This is a genomic window from Burkholderia sp. 22PA0099, assembly GCF_047497165.1.
Taxonomy (GTDB): Bacteria; Pseudomonadota; Gammaproteobacteria; order Burkholderiales; family Burkholderiaceae; genus Burkholderia.
In genome coordinates this window covers 1,333,171-1,355,531 of record NZ_CP163165.1, presented here as the reverse complement: position 1 = coordinate 1,355,531, position 22,361 = coordinate 1,333,171, and the positions used below count along the sequence as shown (strand labels likewise).

Here is a 22,361-nt window from a genome sequence, read left to right as displayed (position 1 = left end):
GGATCACGCGTCAAGCCGGCGACGGAACACATAAGTGGAATCGTTCGACGCGGACGCTTCGAACGCATAGCCTTCCTCTGCGAAATCGCGCAGCCGCTCGGCCGAGGCGATCCGGTTCGTGACCGCGTAACGCGCCATCAGGCCGCGCGCCCGCTTGGCATGGAAGCTGATGATCTTGTAGCGGCCACCCTTCCAATCTTCGAACACGGGCGTGATGATCGGCGCGTCGAGCAGCTTCGGCTTGACCGACTTGAAGTACTCGGTCGAAGCGCAGTTCACGAGCACGCGCGAATCGGCGGTGCGCGCGGCGAGCTGAGTGTTCAGCGCGCGCGTGATGCGCTCGCCCCAGAACGCGTAGAGATCCTTGCCGCGCGGGTTTTCGAAACGCGTGCCCATTTCGAGCCGGTACGGCTGCAGCAGATCGAGCGGACGCAGCAGGCCGTACAGCCCGGACAGCACACGCACGTGCTGCTGCGCGTAATCCAGATCGGCGGCCGACAGCGAGCGCGCGTTGAACCCCTCGTACACGTCGCCGTTGAACGCGAGCACCGCCTGCTTGGCGTTGTCGGTCGTGAACTGGCGAGACCAGTCGGCGTAACGCTGGAAATTGAGGTGAGCGAGCGGGTCCGAAATGTCCATCAGCGAGGCAATCTGCTGAGGCGACAATTTTCGCAATCCATCGATCAACTGGGCCGCCTCGTCGACGAAATCGGGCAGCGTATGCGTCGGGATATGGGGCGGGGTCTCGTAATCGAGCGATTTCGCGGGGGAGAGAACGATTATCATGGAGGCTCGCCGGCACGCGCTAAGGTGCCGTCAGACAAAAATCACCGATTGTAACGAATGCCCAGCCCCAACGCTCCGCGAGACGGGCGCCGCGTCGTGCTCGACTCGAATGTCTGGATCGATATCCTCGTGTTCGACGACCCGGCCACGCGCCCTATCCGCACTGCCCTCGAAAACGGCACGCTGGTCGCGCTGATCGATGCGCGCTGCCTGAGGGAACTCGAACGCGTGCTCGATTATCCGCAGTTCGCGCCACGCCAGATCGACAAGCCCGCCGCCCTGGCCGTCGTCGTGCGGCTCACGCAGCAGGTCGACACCTCGGCGCCCCTGCCCGACGACGCACTGCCGTTGCCGAAATGCCGCGATCGCGACGATCAGAAATTTCTCGATCTCGCGCGCGCCGTCGAAGCCGACTGGCTCGTCTCCAAGGATCGCGACTTGCTGAAGCTGTCGCGCCGCACCGAACGCGATTTCGGGTTCCGGATTCTGCAGCCGGCACCGTTCGTCGTCGCGTGCGGGCTGACGCCAACCGAACCGGCGCCCGCCTAACGGCGCGCCGCCGCACCGGAACACGAACCGCCGCCGCCCTTTCAACGAATCGAACCGAACGCCCGACACACGATGAACGCACCGTCCGCCACGCCCGTCACGCCTGCCGTCGTTTCCCGCCTGCCGCAGGTCGGCACCACGATCTTCACCGTCATGAGTGCGCTTGCCACGGAAAAAGGCGCGGTGAATCTCGGCCAGGGCTTTCCCGATTTCGACTGCGACCCGAAGATCGTCGACGCGGTGGCCAATGCCATGCGCGACGGCCACAACCAATACCCGCCGATGACGGGCGTGACCCCGCTGCGCGAAGCGATCGCCGACAAGATCGAGCAGATCTACGGCCGGCGCTACGACCCGGCCACCGAAATCACCGTGACGGCCGGCGCGACCCAGGCGCTGCTCACCGCGATCCTCTGCGCCGTGCACCCGGGCGACGAGGTGATCGTGGTCGAGCCGACCTACGACAGCTACCTGCCGTCGATCGAACTGGCGGGCGGCAAGCCGGTGTTCGTCACGCTCGACGCGCCCGACTACGCGATCCCGTTCGACAAGCTGGCCGCGGCCGTCACGCCGAAAACGCGCCTGATCCTGATCAACACGCCGCACAACCCGACCGGCACGGTCTGGCGCGAATCGGATATGCGCCAGCTCGAAGCCATCGTGCGCGGCACCGAGGTGCTGATCGTGTCCGACGAGGTGTACGAGCACATGGTGTACGACGGCGCGCGGCACGAAAGCGTTGCGCGCTACCCGGAGCTGGCCGCGCGCAGCTTCATCGTGTCGAGCTTCGGCAAGACCTATCACGTCACGGGCTGGAAAGTCGGCTACGTGGCCGCGCCCGCGCCGCTGATGGCCGAATTCCGCAAGGTCCATCAGTTCAACGTGTTCACGGTCAATACGCCGATGCAGGTCGGCCTGGCGGCCTATTTGCGCGACCCGGCGCCGTACCTCACGCTGCCGGCGTTCTACCAGAAGAAGCGCGACCTGTTCCGCGCCGGGCTGGCATCGACGCGCTTCAAGCTGCTGCCGTGCACGGGCACCTACTTCCAGTGCGTCGACTACTCGGCGATCAGCGATCTGCCCGAAGCCGAATTCGCCCAATGGCTGACGACGGAGATCGGCGTCGCGGCGATCCCCGTGTCGGCGTTCTATCACGAGCCGCACGAATCGGGCGTGGTGCGCTTCTGCTTCGCCAAGCGCGAAGACACGCTCGCCACCGCACTCGAGCGCCTGTCCAGGCTCTGATCCCGAACACCTCAACGCTTGGCGGCCGCCGCCTCCAGGTAGGCCTTGCGGTCCGCGCTCACGCGCCGGGCCGCGGGCCGCTCGCCAATCAGCTTCGTGTACGCCTTCCAGTCGATGCCCGCCTCGACGACGAAATCGCGCCCGTACACGGCCTTGGTCGCCAGCCCGACCAGCGGCAGGTGAATATAGGCGGCCACGTCGGCCATCCCGTATGTCTCGCCGAACACGTAGGGCGCGAACTGCGTCATCTGCCGCAGCACCGCCAGCGCACGACTCAGGCGTGCCTCGGCCTGATGAAGGAGGTCGTCGTTGACGACACGGCCGTAGAACGCCTGCGGATACAGATCGCGCACCACCCATTCGAGATACAGCTCGATGAAGATCGTCAGCTCGCGTACCTTCGCAGCCTCGAACGGATCGGCCGGGTAAAGTCCTTTGTCGGGAAAGCGCGCCGCCAGATAATCGACGATCGCCTGCGATTCCGACAACGCGCCCTGCTCGGTGCGCAGAAACGGCACCTTGCCGAACGGCGACGCGGCCAGTGCATCGGCATCGCGCAGCGGCAAGGAAAAAAGCTGCTCGTCGAACGGGATCTCGTGATCGAGCATCACGAGCTTCACCTTGTTGTAGTAATTCGATACCGGCAAACCACACAACTGCAGCATCGTCGTTCTCCTGTCCTGGCTGGGTCGAAACACGGGCCGGTTCGCGATGCCGGCAGCCCGTCATGCCGTGCCGAATAGCACGTGCGTGCTAGTCTAAAGCACTTCGCAGAACCAACGACCGGGCGCACGGCGCCGACCCGCCGCCGCGCCGGCCACGAGACAGCCTTCCAGGAGACACCCCGCATGAGCGCCGAACTGCTCGCATCCCGCCCCGTCGAAAGCGAATCGACACTCGTCCTGACACTCTCCAACCCCGGTGCGCGCAACGCCCTGCATCCCGACATGTACGCGGCCGGCCTCGAAGCGATGAATACCGCCGAACGCGATCCGTCGATCCGCGCCGTTGTGCTGACCGGCGCGGACCGCTTCTTCTGCGCGGGCGGCAACCTGAATCGATTGCTCGAAAACCGCGCGAAGGACCCGACCGTACAAGCCGACAGCATCGATCTGCTCGGCGAATGGATCACCGCGATCCAGACGGCAACCAAGCCCGTCATCGCGGCCGTGGAAGGCGCCGCGGCCGGCGCCGGTTTTTCGTTGACGCTGGCCTGCGACCTGATCGTGGCCGCCAACGACGCGAAGTTCGTCATGTCGTACGCCCGCGTGGGTCTGACACCGGACGGCGGCGGCTCGTGGTTCCTGGCGCGCGCCTTGCCGCGCCCGCTGGCCACGGAAATCCTGATCGAGGGCAAGCCCGTCGCAGCGAAACGGCTGCATGATCTCGGCGTCGTCAACCGCATCGCGCGTGCCGGTTCGGCGCTCGGCGACGCCATCGCCTGGGCCGACGAACTCGGCCGCGTTTCGCCGAACGCCGTGACGCGCATCAAGGCGCTGCTGGCCGATGCGCCCGAGCACACGCTGGCCGCGCATCTGGTGGCCGAGCGTGATCAGTTCGTCGCGTCGCTGCGCCACGCGGATGCGCTTGAAGGCATCACGGCCTTTCTCGAGAAACGGCCGCCCGTCTATCACCGCTGATTCCACCATGACCCAATACATCCTGCCGAAACGCCGCCGTATCTATCTGATGCGTCACGGCGACGTGACCTATTTCGATAGCACGCAACAACCGATCGATCCCGATACCGTCCCGCTCAACGACCACGGCCGCACGCAGGCGCGCGCGGCGGGGCGGGCGTTCGCCGCACAATCGATCCGCTTCGATCGCGTCATCACGAGCGGCCTGAAGCGCACTGTCGAAACGGCATCGCGGGTGCTGGAAGAAACGGGGCAAGCCATCGAGATCGAGATCCAGCCGGCCTGGCGCGAGATTCGCGGCGGCCATCTGGCCGACGTGCCCGCCGAAGAGGTGCAAGCCGCCTTCATCGACGCGCTCGACGGCGTCGTGCCCGAGCACATCGCGTTTCTCGGCGGCGAAACAATCGGGGAATTGCTCGACCGCGTGTTGCCGGCGCTGGCCGCGCTGCGCGCCGACCCGGGCTGGGACACGGCCTTGCTGGTACTGCATGGCGGTGTCAATTGCGCCCTGCTCTCGCATGCGATGCTGCCCGAGCAGCGGCTCTTCATCGGCCGCTTCGCGCAGTCCACCGCCTGCATCAACGTGCTCGACGTCGGCGAGCACGCGCACGACTGGGTGCTCCGCCAGATCAACTACACGCCGCCCGACGCCCTGCATCGCGACGCCCGCAATACCACGATGGAAGTGCTATACCACCAGTTCACCCTGGCGAACGCGGCCCACTGAGCCCACCCGCGCCCCGGAGGAAAGGATGACGCAAGCGCAGCAACCGGAAGCGAATCCGGACCCGAACGACTATTCCGCCTTCGAGGGCACGATGCCCGTCGGCGCGGCGCATCGCATCGATCTCGCCACGCTCGACGCCTGGCTCGCCGGCCATCTCGACGGCTACGCCGGCCCACTGACGATCGAGCAGTTCCGCGGCGGCCAGTCGAACCCCACGTATCGGCTCGTGACGCCGGCACGCCGCTACGTGCTGCGTGCGAAACCGGCGCCGGCCGCCAAACTGCTGCCGTCCGCACATGCGATCGACCGCGAATACCGCGTGATGGCGGCCCTCGCCAATACCGATGTGCCGGTGCCGCAGATGCTCGCGCTCTGCGAGGACGAATCGGTCATCGGTCGCGCGTTCTATGTGATGAGTTGCGTCGAAGGCCGCGTGCTGTGGAATCCGTCGCTGCCGGGCATGACGCAGGCCGACCGCGCGGCCCACTACGACGAGATGAACCGCGTGATCGCCACGCTGCACGCGCTCGATCCGCAAGCGCTCGGCCTCGGCGATTACGGCAAGCCCGGCAACTATTTCGCACGGCAGATTGCGCGCTGGAGCAAACAGTACGCCGCCACCGAAACCGAGCCGATCGAAGCGATGCACCGCCTGATCGACTGGCTGCCGCAACATATCCCGGCCACCGATGCCGGGCAGGAGCGCAGCGCGATCGTCCATGGCGATTTCCGGCTCGACAACCTGATCTTCGCGCCCGACGCGCCGCGCGTGCTCGCCGTGCTCGATTGGGAACTGTCGACGCTCGGCAATCCGCTTGCCGATTTCGCCTATCACTGCATGACGTGGCACAACGAGCCGGGCCACTTCCGCGGAATCGCCGGGCTCGACTGGGCGGCGCTCGGCATTCCCGACGAACGGCATACGATCGCCCGCTACGTCGAACGCACCGGCTTCGCGATCGATGGCGACTGGCACTTCTACCTGGCCTACAACATGTTCCGGATCGCCGCGATCCTGCAGGGGATCATGAAGCGCGTAGCCGACGGCACCGCGTCGAGCGCACGCGCCCTCGATGCCGGCCGGCAGGCCCGGCCGATGGCAGAACTGGCCTGGCGCTACGCACAGCGTGTGCACTGAACCGTGCTCTCTCCTGACGCATCACCCCGTTTCACCCGCTTCCGATTGCCCGCTCCGATGCAGATGAACGTCCCACTCCAGCGAGGTTGCGATGGATTTCGATGACTCCCCGACGGTCGACGTACTGCGCGAGCGGTTGCTCGCCTTCTTCGATAGCCATATCTACCCGAACGAACGCGCCTTCCAGGACGAAATCGCGCGCAACCGGCACGACGGCAACGCTTGGCAGCCTGTGAGCCTGCTCGACACGCTGAAGAACGAAGCGCGGGCGGCCGGCCTCTGGAACCTGTTCCTGTCGGCATCCGACCGCGGCGCGGGCCTGTCGAATCTCGACTACGCGCCGCTGTGCGAAATCATGGGCCGCGTGCCGTGGTCGCCCGAGGTGTTCAATTGCAACGCGCCCGACACCGGCAACATGGAAACCCTCGAGCGCTACGCCACCGACGAGCAGAAACGGATGTGGCTGGACCCGCTGCTCGACGGCACGATCCGTTCGGCGTTCCTGATGACCGAGCCGGAAGTGGCGTCGTCGGACGCGACCAATATCCGCACGCGTATCGAACGCGACGGCGACGCGTATATCGTCAACGGCCACAAATGGTGGTCGTCGGGCGCGGGCGATCCGCGCTGCAAGCTCTACATCGTGATGGGCAAGACCGATCCCGATGCGCCTCGCCATGCGCAGCAGTCGATGATCCTCGTGCCGTCGGATGCGCCCGGCGTGACCGTGCACCGGCCGCTGACCGTGTTCGGCTACGACGACGCACCGCACGGCCATATGGAAATCACGCTCGACAACGTGCGCGTACCGGCCGCCAACCTGCTGCTCGGCGAGGGCCGCGGCTTCGAGATCGCACAGGGCCGCCTCGGGCCGGGCCGAATCCACCATTGCATGCGCCTGATCGGCCTGGCAGAACGCGCGCTCGAACTGATGTGCCGGCGGGTCTTGGCACGCGTGGCGTTCGGCAAGCCGGTCGCCGAGCAGACGGTCACGCAGGAGCGCATCGCCGAGGCGCGCTGCCTGATCGATCAGGCGCGGCTGCTGACCTTGAATGCCGCCTGGAAGATGGACCGCGCCGGCAACAAGGCCGCGCGCCGCGAGATCGCAATGATCAAGGTGGTGGCGCCGAACATGGCGTGCCAGGTCATCGACTGGGCGATTCAGGCCCACGGCGGCGGCGGGGTCAGCGACGATTTTCCGCTCGCCTATGCCTATGCGTCGGCGCGCACGCTGCGCTTTGCCGACGGCCCGGACGAAGTGCATCGCAACGCCATCGCGAAGCTCGAACTGGCGCGCTACACAACGGCGTAGGCAGGGAAATCGGCATCACGAACGCGCGCCGGCCGGGCGCGCGTTGCCATTCATCCGGCCATCAGAACAGATGCAGGGTGATGAATTCGGCCGCGCAGGCCAGCGCCGGTTCGCCGGTAGAATCCACCTGCACCGCCACCGACCACGCGCATTGCAGGCCGCCCTGCTTGCTGTCGGTTGCCGTCTTGACCGAGAACAGGCCGCGCACTTTCGCGCCCACCGGCACCGGCCGCAGGAAACGCACACGGTTCAGCCCGTAGTTCACGCCCATGCGCTGCTCGAATTCGATCGCGTCGGTCATCAGCGACGGAATCAACGACAGCGTCAGGAAGCCATGCGCGATCGGCGCACCGAACGGCGATTCGCGCGAGGCCCGCTCGGGGTCGACGTGGATCCATTGATGATCGTCAGTTGCGTCGGCGAAACGGTTCACGCGCTCCTGATCAACGGTGATCCAGCGGCTCGCGAAGCCATCCGCGCCGACCAGTGCGCGCAGCGCCTCGATCGACGCAATGCGCGGCCGCTCCGGATTCAATTCGGGCTTCGTTTCGGGCGCGCCGCTCATACCGCCGCCTGCGGGTTGCGCAGCCCGAAAATGATCTTCGAGCGCACCGTGATCACGGTTTCGCCTTGCTCATCGGTGCCGATCCATTCGGTCGTCGCGATGCCGCGATCCGGACGGCTCGCCGACAGCCGCTTGTCGAGAACGCGCTGCTGCATCGTGATCGTCGCGCCGGCCCGCACCGGCTTGATCCAGCGAATCTCCTCGATGCCGGGCGATCCCATGCTGGTCGAATCATGCAGCACGTTGCGCACCAGCATGCCCATGAACACCGAGCAGGTGTGCCAACCACTCGCCACCAAACCGCCGAACGGCGAGGCCTTGCCTGCCGCTTCATCGAGATGGAACGGCTGTGGATCGAAACGCTGCGCGAAATCGATGATTTCTTCCGGCGTGAACGTGTGTTTGCCTATCTCGGTCAACGTGCCGACTTCCAGGTCTTCATAACCGAACGTCATGCTGATATCTCCTGTCGGGTTGCGCGGCTTCGGGCCGCATCGTCGTATCGAATTCCAAGCCGTGCAGCAACGCCGTGCATCGTCGGCTCGGGTCGTGAAAGTGCGGAGGGAAAGCGTGTGAGGCGACGCGCGCGGCCGATGGGCCTCACGCTGCATTGAAGCGGCAACGCAGGACGCGCCGCCGACAGAACATCATCCGGATCCATATCGTGTCTCCTGGCCGCTGGCCTTGGGCTGTGCCCGAAAGACACGCGCTGATCAGGATCGGATCATTGCAATGGCTCTTTCAGGGCGGCCGGCACCGGCAGCGACATCACCTCGATGCCTTCTTCGACGAGTGCGCGGGCATCCTCGGGCGAGGTCACCCCGCGGATGTTGCGCGCGGGGGCTTCGTTGTAATGGATGCGCCGCGCTTCCTCGGCGAAGCGCTCGCCCACGTTCTCGGTCTTCTCCAGCACCTCGCGCAGCGTGCGCATCAACTGCGCCTGCATCTGCTGCGGATCGGCCGCCTGCGATTTGCCTTGCGTCGCGCCGGACAAATTCAAACGCGGCGCCGACGGCATCCGGTTGATCTCGGTCGCCCCACACACCGGGCATTCGACCAGCTTGCGGGACAGTTGAGATTCGAAATCGTCGGCGGACGCAAACCAGCCTTCGAAACGATGGCCGTGCGTGCACTGTAAATCGAGGACCTTCATGCTGAATCGGGGCGTTTCGCGAGTGTACGCGCAATCTGGAAGGAAAGAACGATCGTGCTAAATCACGGTCGGGGCTGCCGGGGAAGATCCGGCGTGGCTGGATTGTAGCCTGCGACGAAATTCGCCGCCGAGGCCGGCGCGAAAAATGGCGAGACAGGGATGGAGGCCGCGGCGGCCTATCGATGCACTTGCCGCCGGGCAAGCTGGCACGGCCATCTTCCTCGTCGCTCTGGCGCGGAAGACGGCGCGAACAGCGTAGGTCAGCCCTGCTCGGGCGTGCCGAGCGGCCAGGTGCCGGACAGCGCCTTTTCAAGCCACATGGTGCCGATGATCGTCTTCACGTCGCTGATCTTGCCCGTGCGGATCCACTCGAGCAGTTCAGGCACCGTGGCCGTGAACGTTTCGAGAAATTCGCCTTCGTCGAGCTGGCGCTCGCCGGCCGTCAGGCCCTTGGCGAGGTAGATGTCGATGAACTCGGTGGAATAGGAAATGATCGGGTGAATACGTGTCAGATAAACGTATTCGCGCGCGGAATAGCCGGTTTCCTCACGCAGCTCGCGGATCGCGCAAGCCAATGGCCCTTCTTGCGGATCGAGCTTGCCGGCAGGAAATTCGGCCATGACCTTGCCGATCGGATAGCGGAACTGGCTTTCCATCAACACGCGGCCGTCGTCGAACAGCGGGATCACCATCACCGCGCCCGGATGGCGGATGTACTCGCGCACCGCGTGCTTGCCGTCAGGCAGCCGCACAGTATCGCGTTTCACTTTCAGGAAATGGCCGTCGAGAATGGATTCGCTGTCGACGCAAACTTCGATCAGTTTGTCATCGTGATTCGGTAATTCGGCCATCGTCGGCTCCAGGGTTGGACGCGACGGCCGCAACCGTCAGCGTCGTTTGACGAGATATTGGAACGTGAAGCCGGGGAACGCGAACACCACGAACAGGCTGAACGTGATGGCGTAGAACTGCCAGCCCTGTTCGAAGCGGTTGCCGGCTCGCGATTCAAGCCAGAAACCGAGCAGGCCGACCACGAAATACAGCACGATCATCTCGGCGATTCGCAGCCAGCCGTTCTTGCGCGGCGCACTGCCGGCCGGAATCAACGCGAACACCCGTTGATTCACGAACGGCAGGTTGGCACCCGCGAGCGCCAACAATACGATGAACCAGCCCGCTGCCGACATTTACAGGGGCAGCGTATGGCTGATGGCTTGCAGGCAGACTTCCATCAGCCGGCCCGGCACAAGACCGAGCACGACCACGGCAACGCCATTGAACAGCAGCACGGCGCGGTTCGTCGCATCGCTCATGATCGGGTTCGTGTCCTGCGGCGCATCGAAGTACATCAGCTTCACGATACGCAGATAGTAGAACGCGCCGAACAACGAACTGATGACACCGAGGATCGCAAGCCAGGTCAGGCCGGCATTGATCGTCGCTTCGAGCACGGCCAGCTTGGCGTAAAAGCCCACCGTCGGCGGAATGCCGGCCAGCGAGAACATCATGACCATCATCACGAACGCGAACACCGGGCTGCGCTTGTTCAGGCCCTTGAAGTCGTCAAGCGTTTCGGCCTCGAAATCGCGGCGGGCCAGCAGCATGACGATGCCGAACGCGCCGAGCGTCGTGATCAGATACACGATCGAGTAGAACATCGCCGAGCTGTAGGCCGTGGCCGTGAACGCAGGGCTGCCCTTCACGACGCCGGAGAGCAGGCCGAGCAGCACGAAGCCCATGTTCGAGATCGCCGAATACGCCAGCATGCGCTTGACGTTGCGCTGGACGATACCGGTGATGTTGCCGACGATCAGCGACAGCGCGGCGAGAATCACCAGCATCTGCTGCCAATCGGCGGCCAGCGGCAGCAGGCCCATCACGAGCAGGCGCAGGCCCCAGGCGAACGCCGCCACCTTCGGGCCGCCGCCGGTCAGCAGCGACATGGCCGTCGGCGCACCGTGGTACACGTCGGGCACCCACATATGGAACGGCACCGCGCCCAGCTTGAACGCCACGCCGGCCACGATGAAGACCACACCGAACAGCAACACGATGTCGTTGATGCGGCCCGACGCCACGGCGTTCAGCACGTCATGCAACTCGAGCGAGCCGGTCGCGCCGTACACCATCGAGATGCCGTACAGCACGAAACCCGAGGCCAGCGCGCCGAGCACGTAGTACTTCATGGCAGCTTCGCTCGACTGCTCGCCATCGCGGCGCAGCGCGATCATCGCGTAGAGCGAGAGCGACATCAGTTCCAGGCCGAGATACAGCGTCAGGAAGTTGTTGCCCGAGATCATCACGAGCTGGCCGAGCAACGAGAACATGCCCAGCAGGAACACGTCGCCGCGGAACAGGTCGCGATCGGCCAGATAGCGGCGCGAGTAGATCATTGAGGCAGCGTAGCCGAACGACACGGCCGACTTCATCACGCTGGCGAACGAATCCACCACGATCATTCGCGAGAAAAAGTAGTACTGGTGCGGATCGAGGGCCTGGACAGCAAACCACACACCGGCGACAACGGACGAGACGACCGCGATCAGATACGTGAGACGGCGGCCGGGCTCGCCGGAGATGGTGTCGTTCAGCCACGCCACGATGATGGCGAACATCACGAGCGCGTCGGGCAACAGGACATTCATAGGTGCGTTTTGCATGGTCTTGGGTTCCTCCGCCCACACTTACTGCTGGGCCAGCGGCAGCTTGGATTGCGCAACGTGAGAGAGGAGATTTTCTACGGAAACGTGCATCACGTCGGTGAAGGGCTTCGGATACAGACCCATCAACAGCGTGAACGCGGCCAGCACGGCGAGCATCGAGAATTCACGCGCGCCGATATCCTTCAGCGTCGTTACCTTCTCGTTGACCACCTTGCCGAAATAGACGCGTTTATACATCCACAGCGTGTAGCCCGCGCCGAGAATCAGCGTGAAGCCCGCGCCGAACGCGATCCAGAAATTAAACTTCACCGAAGCGAGTATCACCATGAACTCGCCGACGAAGCCCGAGGTACCCGGCAGCCCGCAATTCGCCATGGCGAACAGCAGCGCGAAGGTCGCGAACTTGGGCATGACGTTCACGACACCGCCGTAATCCGCGATATTGCGCGTATGCAGGCGATCGTACAACACGCCGATGCAAAGGAACATCGCGCCGGACACGAAACCGTGCGAGATCATCTGCACGATCGCGCCCTCGATGCCGAGCTGGCTGAAGATGAAGAAACCGAGCGTGACGAAGCCCATGTGCGCGATCGACGAATACGCGACGAGTTTCTTCATGTCGGTCTGCACCATCGCGACCAGCCCGATATAGATCACCGCGACGAGCGACAGCGCGATCACGACCGGGGCCAGATAGTGCGCCGCGTCGGGCGTGACCGGCAACGAAAAACGCAGGAAGCCGTAGGCGCCGAGCTTCAGCATGATCGCCGCCAGCACCACCGAACCGCCCGTGGGCGCCTCGACGTGCGCATCGGGCAGCCAGGTGTGAACGGGCCACATCGGCACCTTCACGGCGAACGCCAGGAAGAACGCGGCGAACAATAACAACTGCGGCGTCATCGCAAGCTTCGCGCTTTGCCAGGCCGCGAGATCGAAGGTATGCGTCTCACGGTACAGGTAGATCAGCGCAACCAGCATCAGCAGAGAACCGGCCAGCGTATACAGGAAGAACTTGAAGGCCGCATAGACGCGGTTCGGGCCGCCCCAGACGCCGATGATGATGTACATCGGAATCAGCGTGGCCTCGAAGAACACGTAAAACAGCAGGCCGTCAGCCGCCGTGAACACGCCGATCATGATGCCGGACAGCATCAGGAACGAGGCGAGATACTGCGAGACGTTCTCGGTGATGACTTCCCAACCGGCGACAACGACGATGACGGTAATCAGCGCCGTCAGTACGACGAACCACATCGAAATGCCGTCGACGCCGAGGTGATAAGAAACATTGAAACGTTCTATCCAGACCGCGTTCTCCTCGAACTGGAGTGCAGCGGTACTGGGATCGAAACCGGTGACGAGCGGAATCGTGACAGCAAACCCGAGCAGCGAACCGATCAGCGCGACCCAACGGGCCACGCCGGGCTTCCGGTCCGTGCCCACGGCCAGAATAAGCAGGCCAAACACGATCGGAAGCCAAATGGCGGTACTGAGAATCGGAAATGCGGGCATGAGTGGGTTCCTCTCCTTTTCTTATTTGCCGCCGAGCGTAACAAACAGGGTAAGGAGACCCAACATGCCGATGATCATCGCAAACGCGTAGTGATAGATGTAGCCGGACTGCAGGAAGCGAATGACGCCCGCGAACCAGTTCACGAAGCGCGCGCTCCCGTTGACGACTCCATCGATCACAACGACATCGCCCTCTTTCCACAAGCCCCGACCAACCGCGACCGAGCCCCGGGCGAACACGATCTCGTTGATCTTGTCCATGTAGTATTTGTTATCAAGCAGCGTATAGATCGGACCGGCCGCACGGCGGATCGCCGCAGAAAGGTCCGGGCGCTTCACATACAGGAACCAGGCAACGACGACGCCGGCCAGTGCGAGCCAAACCGGCAGGCCCGACACCGAATGCAGGCTCATCGCGGCCCAGCCCTGGAATTCACCGGCCATCTCGGCAAGCGCCGGGTGGTTTTGACCGATGTAAATCACCTTGTCATACGCAACGCCGTGCTGGAAGAAATCGCCGAACAGCATCGGGCCGACGGCGAATGCACCAATCACGACCGACGGAATGGCGAGCAGCACCAGCGGCACCCAAACGACCCACGAGCTTTCGCGCGGCTCGTGCGCATGATCGTCGTGACCGTGCGCGTCATGCCCATGCGCGGCGGCCTGGCCCATCGGCGAATCGGGATGCTTCGGCTTGCGGAAGCGCTCTTCGCCGTGGAACACGAGGAAATACATGCGGAACGAATACAGCGCGGTCACGAACACGCTGGCGATCACCGCGAAGTAGGCAAAGCCCGAACCCGGCAGGTTGGAGAGCTTCACCGCGTCGATGATCGAATCCTTCGAATAGAAACCCGAGAAGAACGGCGTGCCGATCAGCGCGAGCGAACCCACCAGCGAAGTGATCCAGGTGATCGGCATGTACTTGCGCAGGCCACCCATGTTGCGGATGTCCTGATCGTGATGCATGCCGAGGATGACCGAGCCGGCGGCAAGGAACAGCAGCGCCTTGAAGAACGCGTGCGTCATCAGGTGGAACACGGCGACCGGATAGGCCGACACGCCCAGCGCGACGGTCATGTAGCCGAGCTGCGAGAGCGTCGAATAGGCCACGACACGCTTGATGTCGTTCTGGATCACGCCGAGGAAACCCATGAACAGCGCAGTGATCGCGCCGATCACCGTAATGAACGACAGCGCCGCATCGGACAGTTCGAACAGCGGCGACATGCGCGTGACCATGAACACGCCGGCCGTCACCATGGTGGCCGCGTGGATCAGCGCCGAGATCGGCGTCGGGCCTTCCATCGAATCCGGCAGCCAGACGTGCAGCGGGAACTGCGCCGACTTGCCCATCGCACCGATGAACAGGCAGATACAGGCCACCGTCAGCAAGCCCCAATCGGTGCCCGGGAAATGCATCGCCGCGAGCGCGTTGCTCTTCGCGAACACTTCGCCGTAGTTCATCGAGCCGCCATACGCGAGCAGCAGGCCGATGCCGAGCAGGAACCCGAAGTCGCCCACCCGGTTGACGATGAACGCCTTCATGTTGGCGTAGATCGCGCTTTCACGCGTGAAGTAGAACCCGATCAGCAGGTAGGACACGAGGCCGACCGCTTCCCAGCCGAAGAACAGCTGCAGGAAGTTGTTGCTCATCACGAGCATCAGCATCGAGAACGTGAATAACGAGATATACGAGAAGAAGCGCTGGTAGCCGTCTTCTTCCTGCATGTAGCCGATCGTGTAGATGTGCACCATCAGCGACACGAAGGTCACGACGATCATCATCATCGCGGTCAGCGAATCGACGAGGAAGCCGACTTCGAGCTTGAGCGGGCCGACCCGCATCCATTCGTAGACGGTGGAGTTGAAGCTCGCACCGCCGAGCACCTGCTGGAACACCAGGGCCGACAGGATGAACGAGATCAGGACGCCGAGGATCGCCACGCGATGCGCGCCCTTGCGTCCGACGATATTGCCGAACAGGCCGGCGATGATCGAGCCGGCAAGCGGCGCCAGCGGAATCGCCAGCAGCGTGGTTTCATTGAGTGTGGTCGACATAGCAGACTCGCCTGGAATTAGCCCTTGAGCTGGTCGAGATCCTCGACATTGATGGTGTCGAGTTTGCGGAACAGCGTCACTAGAATCGCGAGGCCGATTGCCGCTTCCGCTGCTGCAACCGTAAGCACGAAGAACACGAAGATCTGTCCGTGCACGTCACCCAGATAATGCGAGAACGCGACGAAGTTCGTATTGACGGCGAGCAGCATCAGTTCGATCGCCATCAGGATCACGATGATGTTGCGGCGATTCAGGAAGATGCCGACGATGCTCATCGCGAACAGGATCGCGCCGAGCACCAGGTAATGGGCAAGAGTCAGGTTCAACATGATTCGGTTCTCCTCCGCTCAGCTCTTGGGCGCCGCAGCGGGATCGGCCTCGGCGGTTGCCGGTTCCGGCGGCGGCGGAACTTCGGCCGCCATCTTCACGATGCGCACGCGATCCTCGCGGCGCACGCGCACTTGATCGGACACGCGCTGGCGCTTGCGTTCCTTGCCGCGACTGGCCGTCAGCGACACGGCGGCGATGATCGCCACCAGCAGCACGAGGCCCGCGATTTCGAACGCGAAGATGTAATCGGTGTAGATCACCTTGCCGATCAGGCGCGTGTTCGACATGTTGGCGAGCGCGCCCGAGGCGACGTCGCGCACCGGCTGCGACGTCGCGCCGTAACCGCGCCAGAGAATCAGCGCCGTCTCGACGACGATGATCGCCCCCACCACCGAAGCCATCGGCACGAAGCGGCGGAAGTCGCGGCGCAGCACGTCGGTGTTGATGTCGAGCATCATCACCACGAACAGGAACAGCACCATCACCGCGCCGACATAGACGAGCACCAGCAGGATCGCGAGGAATTCGGCCTCGAGCAACATCCAGATCGCTGCCGCGTTGAAGAACGCGAGAACGAGGAAGAGCGCAGAAGCCACCGGATTGCGCGCAGTGATCACCTTCAGCCCCGAGATCACCAGCAGCAGCGAGAAGATGTAGAAAAGTACGGTCGTGAAGTCCATGGTTACCGGTTCATCGTTTAGGCCTTGGTCAGGCACGGTTCTCGGGCACAGCGACGTGCCGCGCACCGTTGCCGCGGCGCTCGGGCCGGCCCACACGGGCCGGCCGATCCTGCATCATCGATACGGCGCGTCGGCGGCCTTCGCGGCCGCGATGTCCTTTTCGTAGCGATCGCCGACCGCGAGCAGCATTTCTTTCGTGAAATACAGGTCGCCGCGCTTCTCGCCGTGATATTCGAGGATCTGCGTTTCGACAATCGAATCGACCGGGCAGCTTTCCTCGCAAAAACCGCAGAAGATGCACTTGGTCAGGTCGATGTCGTAGCGCGTGGTACGGCGCGTGTTGTCGGCGCGCACCTGCGACTCGATCGTGATCGCCATTGCCGGGCACACTGCCTCGCACAGCTTGCAGGCGATGCAGCGCTCTTCGCCGTTTTCATAACGGCGCAGCGCGTGCAGCCCGCGAAAACGTGGCGAGATCGGGGTTTTTTCTTCCGGGAACTGCACCGTTATCTTGCGCTTGAAGGTGTAGCGGCCCGTCATCGCGAGCCCTTTCAGCAGCTCGGTCAGGAAGAAGGTTTTAAAAAAATGTTGGATTGCCGTCATGATGGGATCCGCCCTCTCAATTCCAGATATTCAGCGGCGACATCATCCAGAAGCCGACCACGATCACCCAGATCACGCAGATCGGCAGGAAGATCTTCCAGCCCAGTCGCATGATCTGGTCGTAACGGAAACGCGGGAACGTCGCGCGAACCCAGATGAAGACCGACAGCAGCATGAAGATCTTCAGCACGAGCCACACCACGCCCGGGATGAAGTGCAGGAAGCTGAACGGCGCGTCCCAGCCGCCAAGGAACAGCGTGGCAGCAAGCGCCGAGATCACGATCATGTTGATGTACTCGGCGAGGAAGAACAGCGCGAAGCCCATCCCCGAGTAGTCCACCATGTGACCCGCCACGATTTCCGATTCGCCTTCCACCACGTCGAACGGATGGCGGTTCGTTTCCGCGATGCCCGAGATGAAGTAGATGACGAACACCGGCAGCAGCGGCAGCCAGTTCCAGGACATGAAATTGATGCCGTGGTGCGCGAAATAGCCCTGTTGTTGCGAAATCACGATATCCGAGAAATTCAGGCTGCCGGCCGTCATCAGCACCAGTACGAGCGCGAAGCCCATCGAGATTTCATACGACACCATCTGCGCTGCCGCGCGCATCGCACCGAGGAACGCATACTTCGAGTTCGACGCCCAACCAGCCAGAATCACCGCGTAGACACCAACCGACGAGATCGCCATCGCATACAGCAGCCCGGCGTTGATGTTGGCCAGCACGGCGCCGGCCTGGAACGGGATCACCGCCCACACCGCGAACGCCGGCACCACCGTCATGATCGGCGCGATCACGTAGAGCCAGCGGCTGGCCGCCGACGGCTGGATCACTTCCTTGAGCAGCAGCTTCAGCACGTCGGCGATCGGCTGCAGCAGGCCGCCCGGGCCGACCCGGTTCGGCCCGAGACGCACGTGCATCCAGCCGATCAGCTTGCGCTCCCAGAGAATCAGGTACGCGACGCTCAGCAGGATCACCACGCAGACGACGAGGATCCGCACGAGCGCCCATACGGTCGGCCATGCCGCGCCGAGCAGCTCGGTACCGCCCGAATTGATCGTATCGAACAAGCTCATTACGCCTTCTCCACCACGAGTTCACCGGACTGGCCGCCGAGCACCGCACCGGCGGAGGTGGCCGCCGACACGCGCACCACCGTTGCGGCCAGATTCGCGTCGAGCACGGCAGGCAGTTCGACCGAACGGCCTCCCTGGCTGATGCGCACCGCGTCACCGTTCTGAAGGCCGAGGCGCTCGAACAGCGCGGCCGGCAACCCGGCCGAATGCGCGGCTTTCGCCGCGACCGTCAAATGCAGCGCGCCGGCACGGCGTGTCAGCGGATCGGCGTGGTAGATCGGCACGTCGGCCAGGCGTTCGAGCGCACCGCTTGCCGCTTGCGCGGCCGCGCGGGCCGGTGCCACGCCGGTGGCGTTCGACAGACGCGACGACAGATCGCCTTCGCCGAGCGCGGCGAGCCGTACTTCGTCGGATGTCTCGTATTCGAAGTTCGGCAGGCCGAGCAGGCTGCCGAGCACGCGCAGCACCTTCCAGCCCGGGCGCGTGTCGCCCAGCGGACGCACCACACCGTTGAACGACTGCGCACGACCTTCGGCATTGACGAAGGTGCCGGCCGTTTCGGTGAACGGCGCGATCGGCAGCAGCACGTCGGCGTAATCGGCGCCGAACTTGAACGGCGACATCACCACGACCATTTCCGCCTGGTCGAGCGCTGCACGCGCGGCAACCGGATCGGCCGTATCGAATTCAGGCTCGACGTTGAGCAGCACGTAGCCCTTGCGCGGCTGTGCGAACACGTCGCGCGCATTCAAGCCGCCCTCGCCCGGCAGCACGCCGACGAGGTGGGCACCCACCGTGTTGGCCGCTTCGGTCAGGAAACCGAGCGTGGCGCCGCTGTGTTCGGCAATCCACTGCGCGACCGCATGGATCTGTGCGAATTGCGGATGGCGCACCACGGCGTTGCCGAGCAGCACGATGCGGCGTTCGCCGAACGCGAGCGATTTGGCAACCGCCTGCGCTTCGGCCGAGGCTTCGACGCCGGCCAGCGATTCGGGCAGTGCCGCGCCGCTTGCCTGCGCGACGGCGGCGGCGATGCCGGCCAGCGTATCGAGCCATGCCGACGGCGCGGCGACGATGCGCTTCGACGTCGGAATCAGCGCGTCATCACTGGTGGCGTGCAGCATGTGAACCTGCGTGCCGGTTTTCGCGGCCTGACGCAGACGCGCGGCGAACAGCGGGTGATCGCGGCGCAGCGTCGAACCGACCACGAACGCCGAATCGATATTCGACAGATCGGCGATCGGCATGCCGAGCCACGGCGCACCCGAAACCGGCGCCGAGAAATCGGTCTGACGCAGACGAAAATCGACGTTCGGCACCTTGAGCTCGCGCGCAAGCTGCGCGACGAGGAACAGTTCCTCGACCGTGCTGTGCGGGCTGGCGAGCGCGGCCAACGCATTCGCGCCGTGATCGGCGGCGATGCCCTTCAAGCCCTTCGCGACGTATTCAAGCGCGGTCTGCCAGTCGGTTTCGACCCATTGACCGCCCTGCTTAAGCATCGGCTTGGTCAGGCGCTCTTCGCTGTTGAGGCCTTCGTACGAAAAGCGGTCCTTGTCCGAGATCCAGCACTCGTTGACGGCTTCGTTCTCGAGCGGCAGCACGCGCATCACGCGGTTGTTCTTGACCTGCACGACGAGGTTCGCGCCGACGGAATCGTGCGGGCTCACCGACTTGCGGCGCGACAATTCCCAGGTACGGGCGCTGAAACGGAACGGCTTGCTCGTCAGTGCGCCAACCGGGCACAGATCGATCATGTTGCCGGACAGTTCGGAATCGACGGTCTTGCCGACGAACGTCGTGATTTCCGAGTGCTCGCCGCGGCCGAGCATGCCGAACTCCATCACACCGGCGACTTCCTCGCCGAAACGCACGCAGCGCGTGCAGTGGATGCAGCGCGACATCTCTTCCATCGAGATCAGCGGGCCGACGTTCTTGTGGAACACGACGCGCTTTTCCTCACGGTAGCGCGACGCCGACTTGCCGTAGCCGACCGCCAGATCCTGCAACTGACATTCGCCGCCCTGATCACAGATCGGGCAATCGAGAGGATGGTTGATCAGCAGGAATTCCATCACGGCCTGCTGCGCCTTGACGGCCTTGTCCGAGTGCGTGCGAACGATCATCCCGGCCGATACCGGGGTGGCGCAGGCCGGCACGGCCTTCGGCATCTTCTCGACATCCACGAGACACATGCGGCAGTTGGCCGCAACAGACAGCTTTTTGTGGTAGCAGAAGTGAGGAATATACTTATCGGCCTTATGCGCAGCCTGGATCACCATGCTGCCTTCGGGCACCTCGACCTTCTTCCCGTCTATCTCAAGTTCAACCATGATGATGTATGGTCCTTAACCTTTAGCGCTCGGTCGCGCTCTCGCCCACCGGGGCGCTGATGTTTCGCAATCGGGCTTCGCTTCAGGCCGCCACGGCGGACGGCGCATGCGAATGACTGCCGACCATGCAATGCTTGTGCTCGACGTGATACGCGAATTCGTCCCAGTAGTGCTTCAGCATGCCGCGCACCGGCATGGCCGCAGCGTCGCCCAGCGCACAGATGGTCCGGCCCATGATGTTTTCGGCCACCGAGTTCAGCAGTTCGAGATCTTCCTTGCGGCCTTCGCCGTTCTCGATCCGCTTCACGACCCGATACAACCAGCCGGTGCCTTCACGGCACGGCGTGCACTGGCCACATGATTCTTCATGGTAGAAATACGACAGACGCAACAGCGCGCGCACCATGCAGCGGGTTTCGTCCATCACGATCACCGCGCCGGAGCCGAGCATCGAACCGGCCTTCGCGATCGAGTCGTAATCCATGTCCGTTTGCATCATCTGCTCGCCCGGAATGACCGGCGCCGACGAACCACCCGGAATCACGGCCTTCAGCTTGCGGCCACCGCGCATCCCACCGGCCAGTTCGAGTAGCGCCGAGAACGGCGTGCCGAGCGGCACCTCGTAGTTGCCCGGACGCTCGACGTCGCCCGACACCGAGAAGATCTTGGTGCCGCCGTTGTTCGGCTTGCCGATCTCGAGGTAGGTCTGCGGGCCGACCGTCAGCAGGAACGGCACGGCCGCGAAGGTTTCCGCGTTGTTGATCGTGGTGGGTTTGCCATACACGCCGAAGCTCGCCGGGAACGGCGGCTTGAAGCGCGGCTGACCCTTCTTGCCTTCGAGCGATTCGAGCAACGCCGTTTCCTCGCCGCAAACATACGCGCCATAGCCATGGTGCGCGTGCAGCTGAAACGAGAAATTTGAACCGAGAATGTTGTCGCCAAGCAGGCCGGCGGCACGTGCTTCTTCGAGCGCCGCCTCGAAACGGCGGTAGACCTCGAAAATCTCGCCGTGAATGTAGTTGTAGCCGACCGTGATGCCCATCGCGTAGGCGCCGATGGCCATGCCCTCGATCACCGAGTGCGGGTTCCAGCGCAGGATGTCGCGATCCTTGAACGTGCCCGGCTCGCCTTCGTCCGAGTTGCAGACGAGGTACTTCTGGCCCGGGAACTGACGCGGCATGAAGCTCCACTTCAGGCCGGTCGGGAAACCCGCGCCGCCACGGCCGCGCAGGCCCGACGCCTTGACGTCGGCAATCACCTGCTCGGGCGGAATTTTTTCTTCGACGATGCGACGCAGTTGGGCATAGCCGCCGCGCGCGACGTAATCTTCGAGACCCCAGTTCTCGCCGTTCAGGTTGGCAAGGATCAGCGGTTTGATGTGACGATCGTGGAGAGACGTCATTTCGAGAGCTCCTCAAGCAGCTGGTCGATCTTGTCGCGGCTCATGAAGCTGCACATCTTGTGATTGTTGAGCAGCAGGACGGGTGCATCGCCGCACGCGCCGAAACATTCGCCTTCCTTCAATGAAAACTTGCCGTCGGGCGTGGTTTCACCGAACTCGATACCGAGCTTCTGCTTCAAATATTCGGCCGTGGCCTCGGCGCCGCCATGCGGACCGAGCTGACACGGGAGATTCGTACAGAGCGTGAGCTTGTGCTTCCCAACCGGCTTGAGCTCGTACATCGTGTAGAACGTCGCGACCTCCTGCACGGCGACGGCCGGCATGCCGAGATAGTCCGCGACGAACTGCATCAGTTCGGGTGCGAGCCAGCCATGCTCTTCCTGAGCAACGGCCAGCGCCGACATCACGGCGGACTGTTTCTGATCGGCGGGATACTTCGCGATCACGCGATCGATTTCTTTCAGGCCTTCAGCTGAGATCATTTTCAGACACGACTCTTTCAATTCCTACCGAACGAACAACCTGCCGCGGGAACGAGACGGCAGACCTGGCGCTCACTGTTGACTGCCTGCGAACGC

23 protein-coding genes are annotated in these 22,361 nt (G+C 63.6%); 6 read left to right on the top strand and 17 right to left on the bottom strand.

Translation table 11 applies throughout. The annotated features are described in order from the left end of the window. Positions 1–3: 3 nt before the first annotated feature. Positions 4–786 (bottom strand): peroxide stress protein YaaA, encoded by a 783-nt coding sequence (gene yaaA, locus AB4851_RS21550; RefSeq protein ID WP_414451381.1) that lies wholly within the window; start codon positions 784–786, stop codon positions 4–6. 57 nt (positions 787–843) lie between these two features. Here yaaA and AB4851_RS21545 point away from each other — a divergent pair, with 57 nt between their 5' ends. Together AB4851_RS21545 and AB4851_RS21540 are read left to right on the top strand one after the other, a co-directional pair. Beyond that, on the top strand, positions 844–1,335 hold the full coding sequence (locus AB4851_RS21545) for a putative toxin-antitoxin system toxin component, PIN family (RefSeq protein WP_414451380.1): 492 nt from the start codon (positions 844–846) through the stop codon (positions 1,333–1,335). Positions 1,336–1,407: 72 nt separating this feature from the next. After that, entirely contained in the window at positions 1,408–2,580 is a 1,173-nt protein-coding gene (locus AB4851_RS21540) for a pyridoxal phosphate-dependent aminotransferase (RefSeq protein WP_414451379.1), read from the top strand. A gap of 11 nt (positions 2,581–2,591) precedes the next feature. On the opposite strand, the gene AB4851_RS21535 is transcribed toward AB4851_RS21540, so the two are convergent. Continuing rightward, positions 2,592–3,245: a glutathione S-transferase family protein gene (locus AB4851_RS21535; RefSeq protein WP_414451378.1), complete on the bottom strand. Its 654-nt coding sequence runs from the start codon at positions 3,243–3,245 to the stop codon at positions 2,592–2,594. Positions 3,246–3,428: 183 nt separating this feature from the next. Here AB4851_RS21535 and AB4851_RS21530 point away from each other — a divergent pair, with 183 nt between their 5' ends. The 4 genes from AB4851_RS21530 (at position 3,429) to AB4851_RS21515 (ending at position 7,397) form a co-directional block, all read left to right on the top strand. After that, the gene (locus AB4851_RS21530) at positions 3,429–4,220 is read left to right on the top strand and encodes an oxepin-CoA hydrolase, alternative type (protein ID WP_414451377.1); all 792 of its coding nucleotides are present in this window, start codon (positions 3,429–3,431) and stop codon (positions 4,218–4,220) included. A gap of 7 nt (positions 4,221–4,227) precedes the next feature. Then, entirely contained in the window at positions 4,228–4,947 is a 720-nt protein-coding gene (locus AB4851_RS21525; protein ID WP_414451376.1) for a histidine phosphatase family protein, read from the top strand. Positions 4,948–4,972: 25 nt separating this feature from the next. Next, positions 4,973–6,085, top strand: a complete 1,113-nt coding sequence (locus AB4851_RS21520; protein ID WP_414451375.1) for a phosphotransferase — start codon at positions 4,973–4,975, stop codon at positions 6,083–6,085. Between the two features lie 91 nt (positions 6,086–6,176). After that, entirely contained in the window at positions 6,177–7,397 is a 1,221-nt protein-coding gene (locus AB4851_RS21515) for an acyl-CoA dehydrogenase family protein (protein ID WP_414451374.1), read from the top strand. A gap of 61 nt (positions 7,398–7,458) precedes the next feature. On the opposite strand, the gene AB4851_RS21510 is transcribed toward AB4851_RS21515, so the two are convergent. The 15 genes from AB4851_RS21510 to nuoE all read right to left on the bottom strand — a co-directional run bounded on the left by AB4851_RS21510 (position 7,459) and on the right by nuoE (position 22,265). Then, on the bottom strand, positions 7,459–7,962 hold the full coding sequence (locus tag AB4851_RS21510) for a MaoC family dehydratase (protein WP_414451373.1): 504 nt from the start codon (positions 7,960–7,962) through the stop codon (positions 7,459–7,461). Beyond that, the gene (locus AB4851_RS21505; protein WP_414442630.1) at positions 7,959–8,417 is read right to left on the bottom strand and encodes a MaoC family dehydratase; all 459 of its coding nucleotides are present in this window, start codon (positions 8,415–8,417) and stop codon (positions 7,959–7,961) included. The genes AB4851_RS21510 and AB4851_RS21505 overlap by 4 nt, the downstream gene beginning before the upstream one ends. 269 nt (positions 8,418–8,686) lie before the next feature. Next, positions 8,687–9,115, bottom strand: coding sequence for a DUF1178 family protein (locus tag AB4851_RS21500; protein WP_414442631.1), 429 nt, complete (start codon positions 9,113–9,115; stop codon positions 8,687–8,689). A 260-nt stretch (positions 9,116–9,375) separates the two neighbouring features. Next, the gene (locus tag AB4851_RS21495; RefSeq protein ID WP_414451372.1) at positions 9,376–9,966 is read right to left on the bottom strand and encodes an NUDIX domain-containing protein; all 591 of its coding nucleotides are present in this window, start codon (positions 9,964–9,966) and stop codon (positions 9,376–9,378) included. A 36-nt stretch (positions 9,967–10,002) separates the two neighbouring features. Next, on the bottom strand, positions 10,003–10,302 hold the full coding sequence (locus AB4851_RS21490; RefSeq protein ID WP_414451371.1) for a DUF2818 family protein: 300 nt from the start codon (positions 10,300–10,302) through the stop codon (positions 10,003–10,005). Further along, entirely contained in the window at positions 10,303–11,775 is a 1,473-nt protein-coding gene (gene nuoN / locus AB4851_RS21485) for an NADH-quinone oxidoreductase subunit NuoN (protein ID WP_414442634.1), read from the bottom strand. Positions 11,776–11,799: 24 nt separating this feature from the next. Beyond that, positions 11,800–13,293, bottom strand: a complete 1,494-nt coding sequence (locus AB4851_RS21480; RefSeq protein WP_414442635.1) for an NADH-quinone oxidoreductase subunit M — start codon at positions 13,291–13,293, stop codon at positions 11,800–11,802. Between the two features lie 21 nt (positions 13,294–13,314). Beyond that, positions 13,315–15,357: an NADH-quinone oxidoreductase subunit L gene (gene nuoL / locus AB4851_RS21475; protein ID WP_414442636.1), complete on the bottom strand. Its 2,043-nt coding sequence runs from the start codon at positions 15,355–15,357 to the stop codon at positions 13,315–13,317. Between the two features lie 17 nt (positions 15,358–15,374). Next, complete coding sequence (gene nuoK / locus AB4851_RS21470; protein WP_206126132.1) at positions 15,375–15,686, bottom strand: NADH-quinone oxidoreductase subunit NuoK; 312 nt, start codon at positions 15,684–15,686, stop codon at positions 15,375–15,377. An 18-nt stretch (positions 15,687–15,704) separates the two neighbouring features. After that, entirely contained in the window at positions 15,705–16,367 is a 663-nt protein-coding gene (locus tag AB4851_RS21465) for an NADH-quinone oxidoreductase subunit J (RefSeq protein WP_414451370.1), read from the bottom strand. A gap of 114 nt (positions 16,368–16,481) precedes the next feature. Then, complete coding sequence (gene nuoI / locus AB4851_RS21460; RefSeq protein WP_414442638.1) at positions 16,482–16,970, bottom strand: NADH-quinone oxidoreductase subunit NuoI; 489 nt, start codon at positions 16,968–16,970, stop codon at positions 16,482–16,484. A gap of 16 nt (positions 16,971–16,986) precedes the next feature. Continuing rightward, positions 16,987–18,051, bottom strand: a complete 1,065-nt coding sequence (gene nuoH, locus AB4851_RS21455) for an NADH-quinone oxidoreductase subunit NuoH (protein ID WP_414442639.1) — start codon at positions 18,049–18,051, stop codon at positions 16,987–16,989. Further along, entirely contained in the window at positions 18,051–20,381 is a 2,331-nt protein-coding gene (gene nuoG, locus AB4851_RS21450) for an NADH-quinone oxidoreductase subunit NuoG (protein WP_414451369.1), read from the bottom strand. The genes nuoH and nuoG overlap by 1 nt, the downstream gene beginning before the upstream one ends. Positions 20,382–20,463: 82 nt before the next feature. Next, positions 20,464–21,783, bottom strand: coding sequence for an NADH-quinone oxidoreductase subunit NuoF (gene nuoF / locus AB4851_RS21445; RefSeq protein WP_414442641.1), 1,320 nt, complete (start codon positions 21,781–21,783; stop codon positions 20,464–20,466). Beyond that, complete coding sequence (gene nuoE, locus AB4851_RS21440; protein WP_414445627.1) at positions 21,780–22,265, bottom strand: NADH-quinone oxidoreductase subunit NuoE; 486 nt, start codon at positions 22,263–22,265, stop codon at positions 21,780–21,782. Before nuoE ends, nuoF begins: the two co-directional genes overlap by 4 nt. Between the last annotated feature and the right edge of the window lie 96 nt (positions 22,266–22,361).

What these genes read in the sequence shown, in the direction of transcription:
- AB4851_RS21490 (WP_414451371.1), bottom strand. Translation starts at nt 10,302, where the DNA reads ATGTCGGCAGCGGGCTGGTTCATCGTATTGTTGGCGCTCGCGGGTGCC.
- AB4851_RS21530 (WP_414451377.1), top strand. Translation starts at nt 3,429, where the DNA reads ATGAGCGCCGAACTGCTCGCATCCCGCCCCGTCGAAAGCGAATCGACA.
- nuoN (WP_414442634.1), bottom strand. Translation starts at nt 11,775, where the DNA reads ATGCAAAACGCACCTATGAATGTCCTGTTGCCCGACGCGCTCGTGATG.
- AB4851_RS21505 (WP_414442630.1), bottom strand. Translation starts at nt 8,417, where the DNA reads ATGACGTTCGGTTATGAAGACCTGGAAGTCGGCACGTTGACCGAGATA.
- AB4851_RS21510 (WP_414451373.1), bottom strand. Translation starts at nt 7,962, where the DNA reads ATGAGCGGCGCGCCCGAAACGAAGCCCGAATTGAATCCGGAGCGGCCG.
- nuoH (WP_414442639.1), bottom strand. Translation starts at nt 18,051, where the DNA reads ATGAGCTTGTTCGATACGATCAATTCGGGCGGTACCGAGCTGCTCGGC.
- AB4851_RS21465 (WP_414451370.1), bottom strand. Translation starts at nt 16,367, where the DNA reads ATGGACTTCACGACCGTACTTTTCTACATCTTCTCGCTGCTGCTGGTG.
- nuoF (WP_414442641.1), bottom strand. Translation starts at nt 21,783, where the DNA reads ATGACGTCTCTCCACGATCGTCACATCAAACCGCTGATCCTTGCCAAC.
- nuoG (WP_414451369.1), bottom strand. Translation starts at nt 20,381, where the DNA reads ATGGTTGAACTTGAGATAGACGGGAAGAAGGTCGAGGTGCCCGAAGGC.
- AB4851_RS21495 (WP_414451372.1), bottom strand. Translation starts at nt 9,966, where the DNA reads ATGGCCGAATTACCGAATCACGATGACAAACTGATCGAAGTTTGCGTC.
- nuoI (WP_414442638.1), bottom strand. Translation starts at nt 16,970, where the DNA reads ATGACGGCAATCCAACATTTTTTTAAAACCTTCTTCCTGACCGAGCTG.
- AB4851_RS21545 (WP_414451380.1), top strand. Translation starts at nt 844, where the DNA reads ATGCCCAGCCCCAACGCTCCGCGAGACGGGCGCCGCGTCGTGCTCGAC.
- AB4851_RS21520 (WP_414451375.1), top strand. Translation starts at nt 4,973, where the DNA reads ATGACGCAAGCGCAGCAACCGGAAGCGAATCCGGACCCGAACGACTAT.
- AB4851_RS21480 (WP_414442635.1), bottom strand. Translation starts at nt 13,293, where the DNA reads ATGCCCGCATTTCCGATTCTCAGTACCGCCATTTGGCTTCCGATCGTG.
- AB4851_RS21535 (WP_414451378.1), bottom strand. Translation starts at nt 3,245, where the DNA reads ATGCTGCAGTTGTGTGGTTTGCCGGTATCGAATTACTACAACAAGGTG.
- nuoE (WP_414445627.1), bottom strand. Translation starts at nt 22,265, where the DNA reads ATGATCTCAGCTGAAGGCCTGAAAGAAATCGATCGCGTGATCGCGAAG.
- AB4851_RS21540 (WP_414451379.1), top strand. Translation starts at nt 1,408, where the DNA reads ATGAACGCACCGTCCGCCACGCCCGTCACGCCTGCCGTCGTTTCCCGC.
- yaaA (WP_414451381.1), bottom strand. Translation starts at nt 786, where the DNA reads ATGATAATCGTTCTCTCCCCCGCGAAATCGCTCGATTACGAGACCCCG.
- AB4851_RS21525 (WP_414451376.1), top strand. Translation starts at nt 4,228, where the DNA reads ATGACCCAATACATCCTGCCGAAACGCCGCCGTATCTATCTGATGCGT.
- nuoL (WP_414442636.1), bottom strand. Translation starts at nt 15,357, where the DNA reads ATGTCGACCACACTCAATGAAACCACGCTGCTGGCGATTCCGCTGGCG.
- nuoK (WP_206126132.1), bottom strand. Translation starts at nt 15,686, where the DNA reads ATGTTGAACCTGACTCTTGCCCATTACCTGGTGCTCGGCGCGATCCTG.
- AB4851_RS21515 (WP_414451374.1), top strand. Translation starts at nt 6,177, where the DNA reads ATGGATTTCGATGACTCCCCGACGGTCGACGTACTGCGCGAGCGGTTG.
- AB4851_RS21500 (WP_414442631.1), bottom strand. Translation starts at nt 9,115, where the DNA reads ATGAAGGTCCTCGATTTACAGTGCACGCACGGCCATCGTTTCGAAGGC.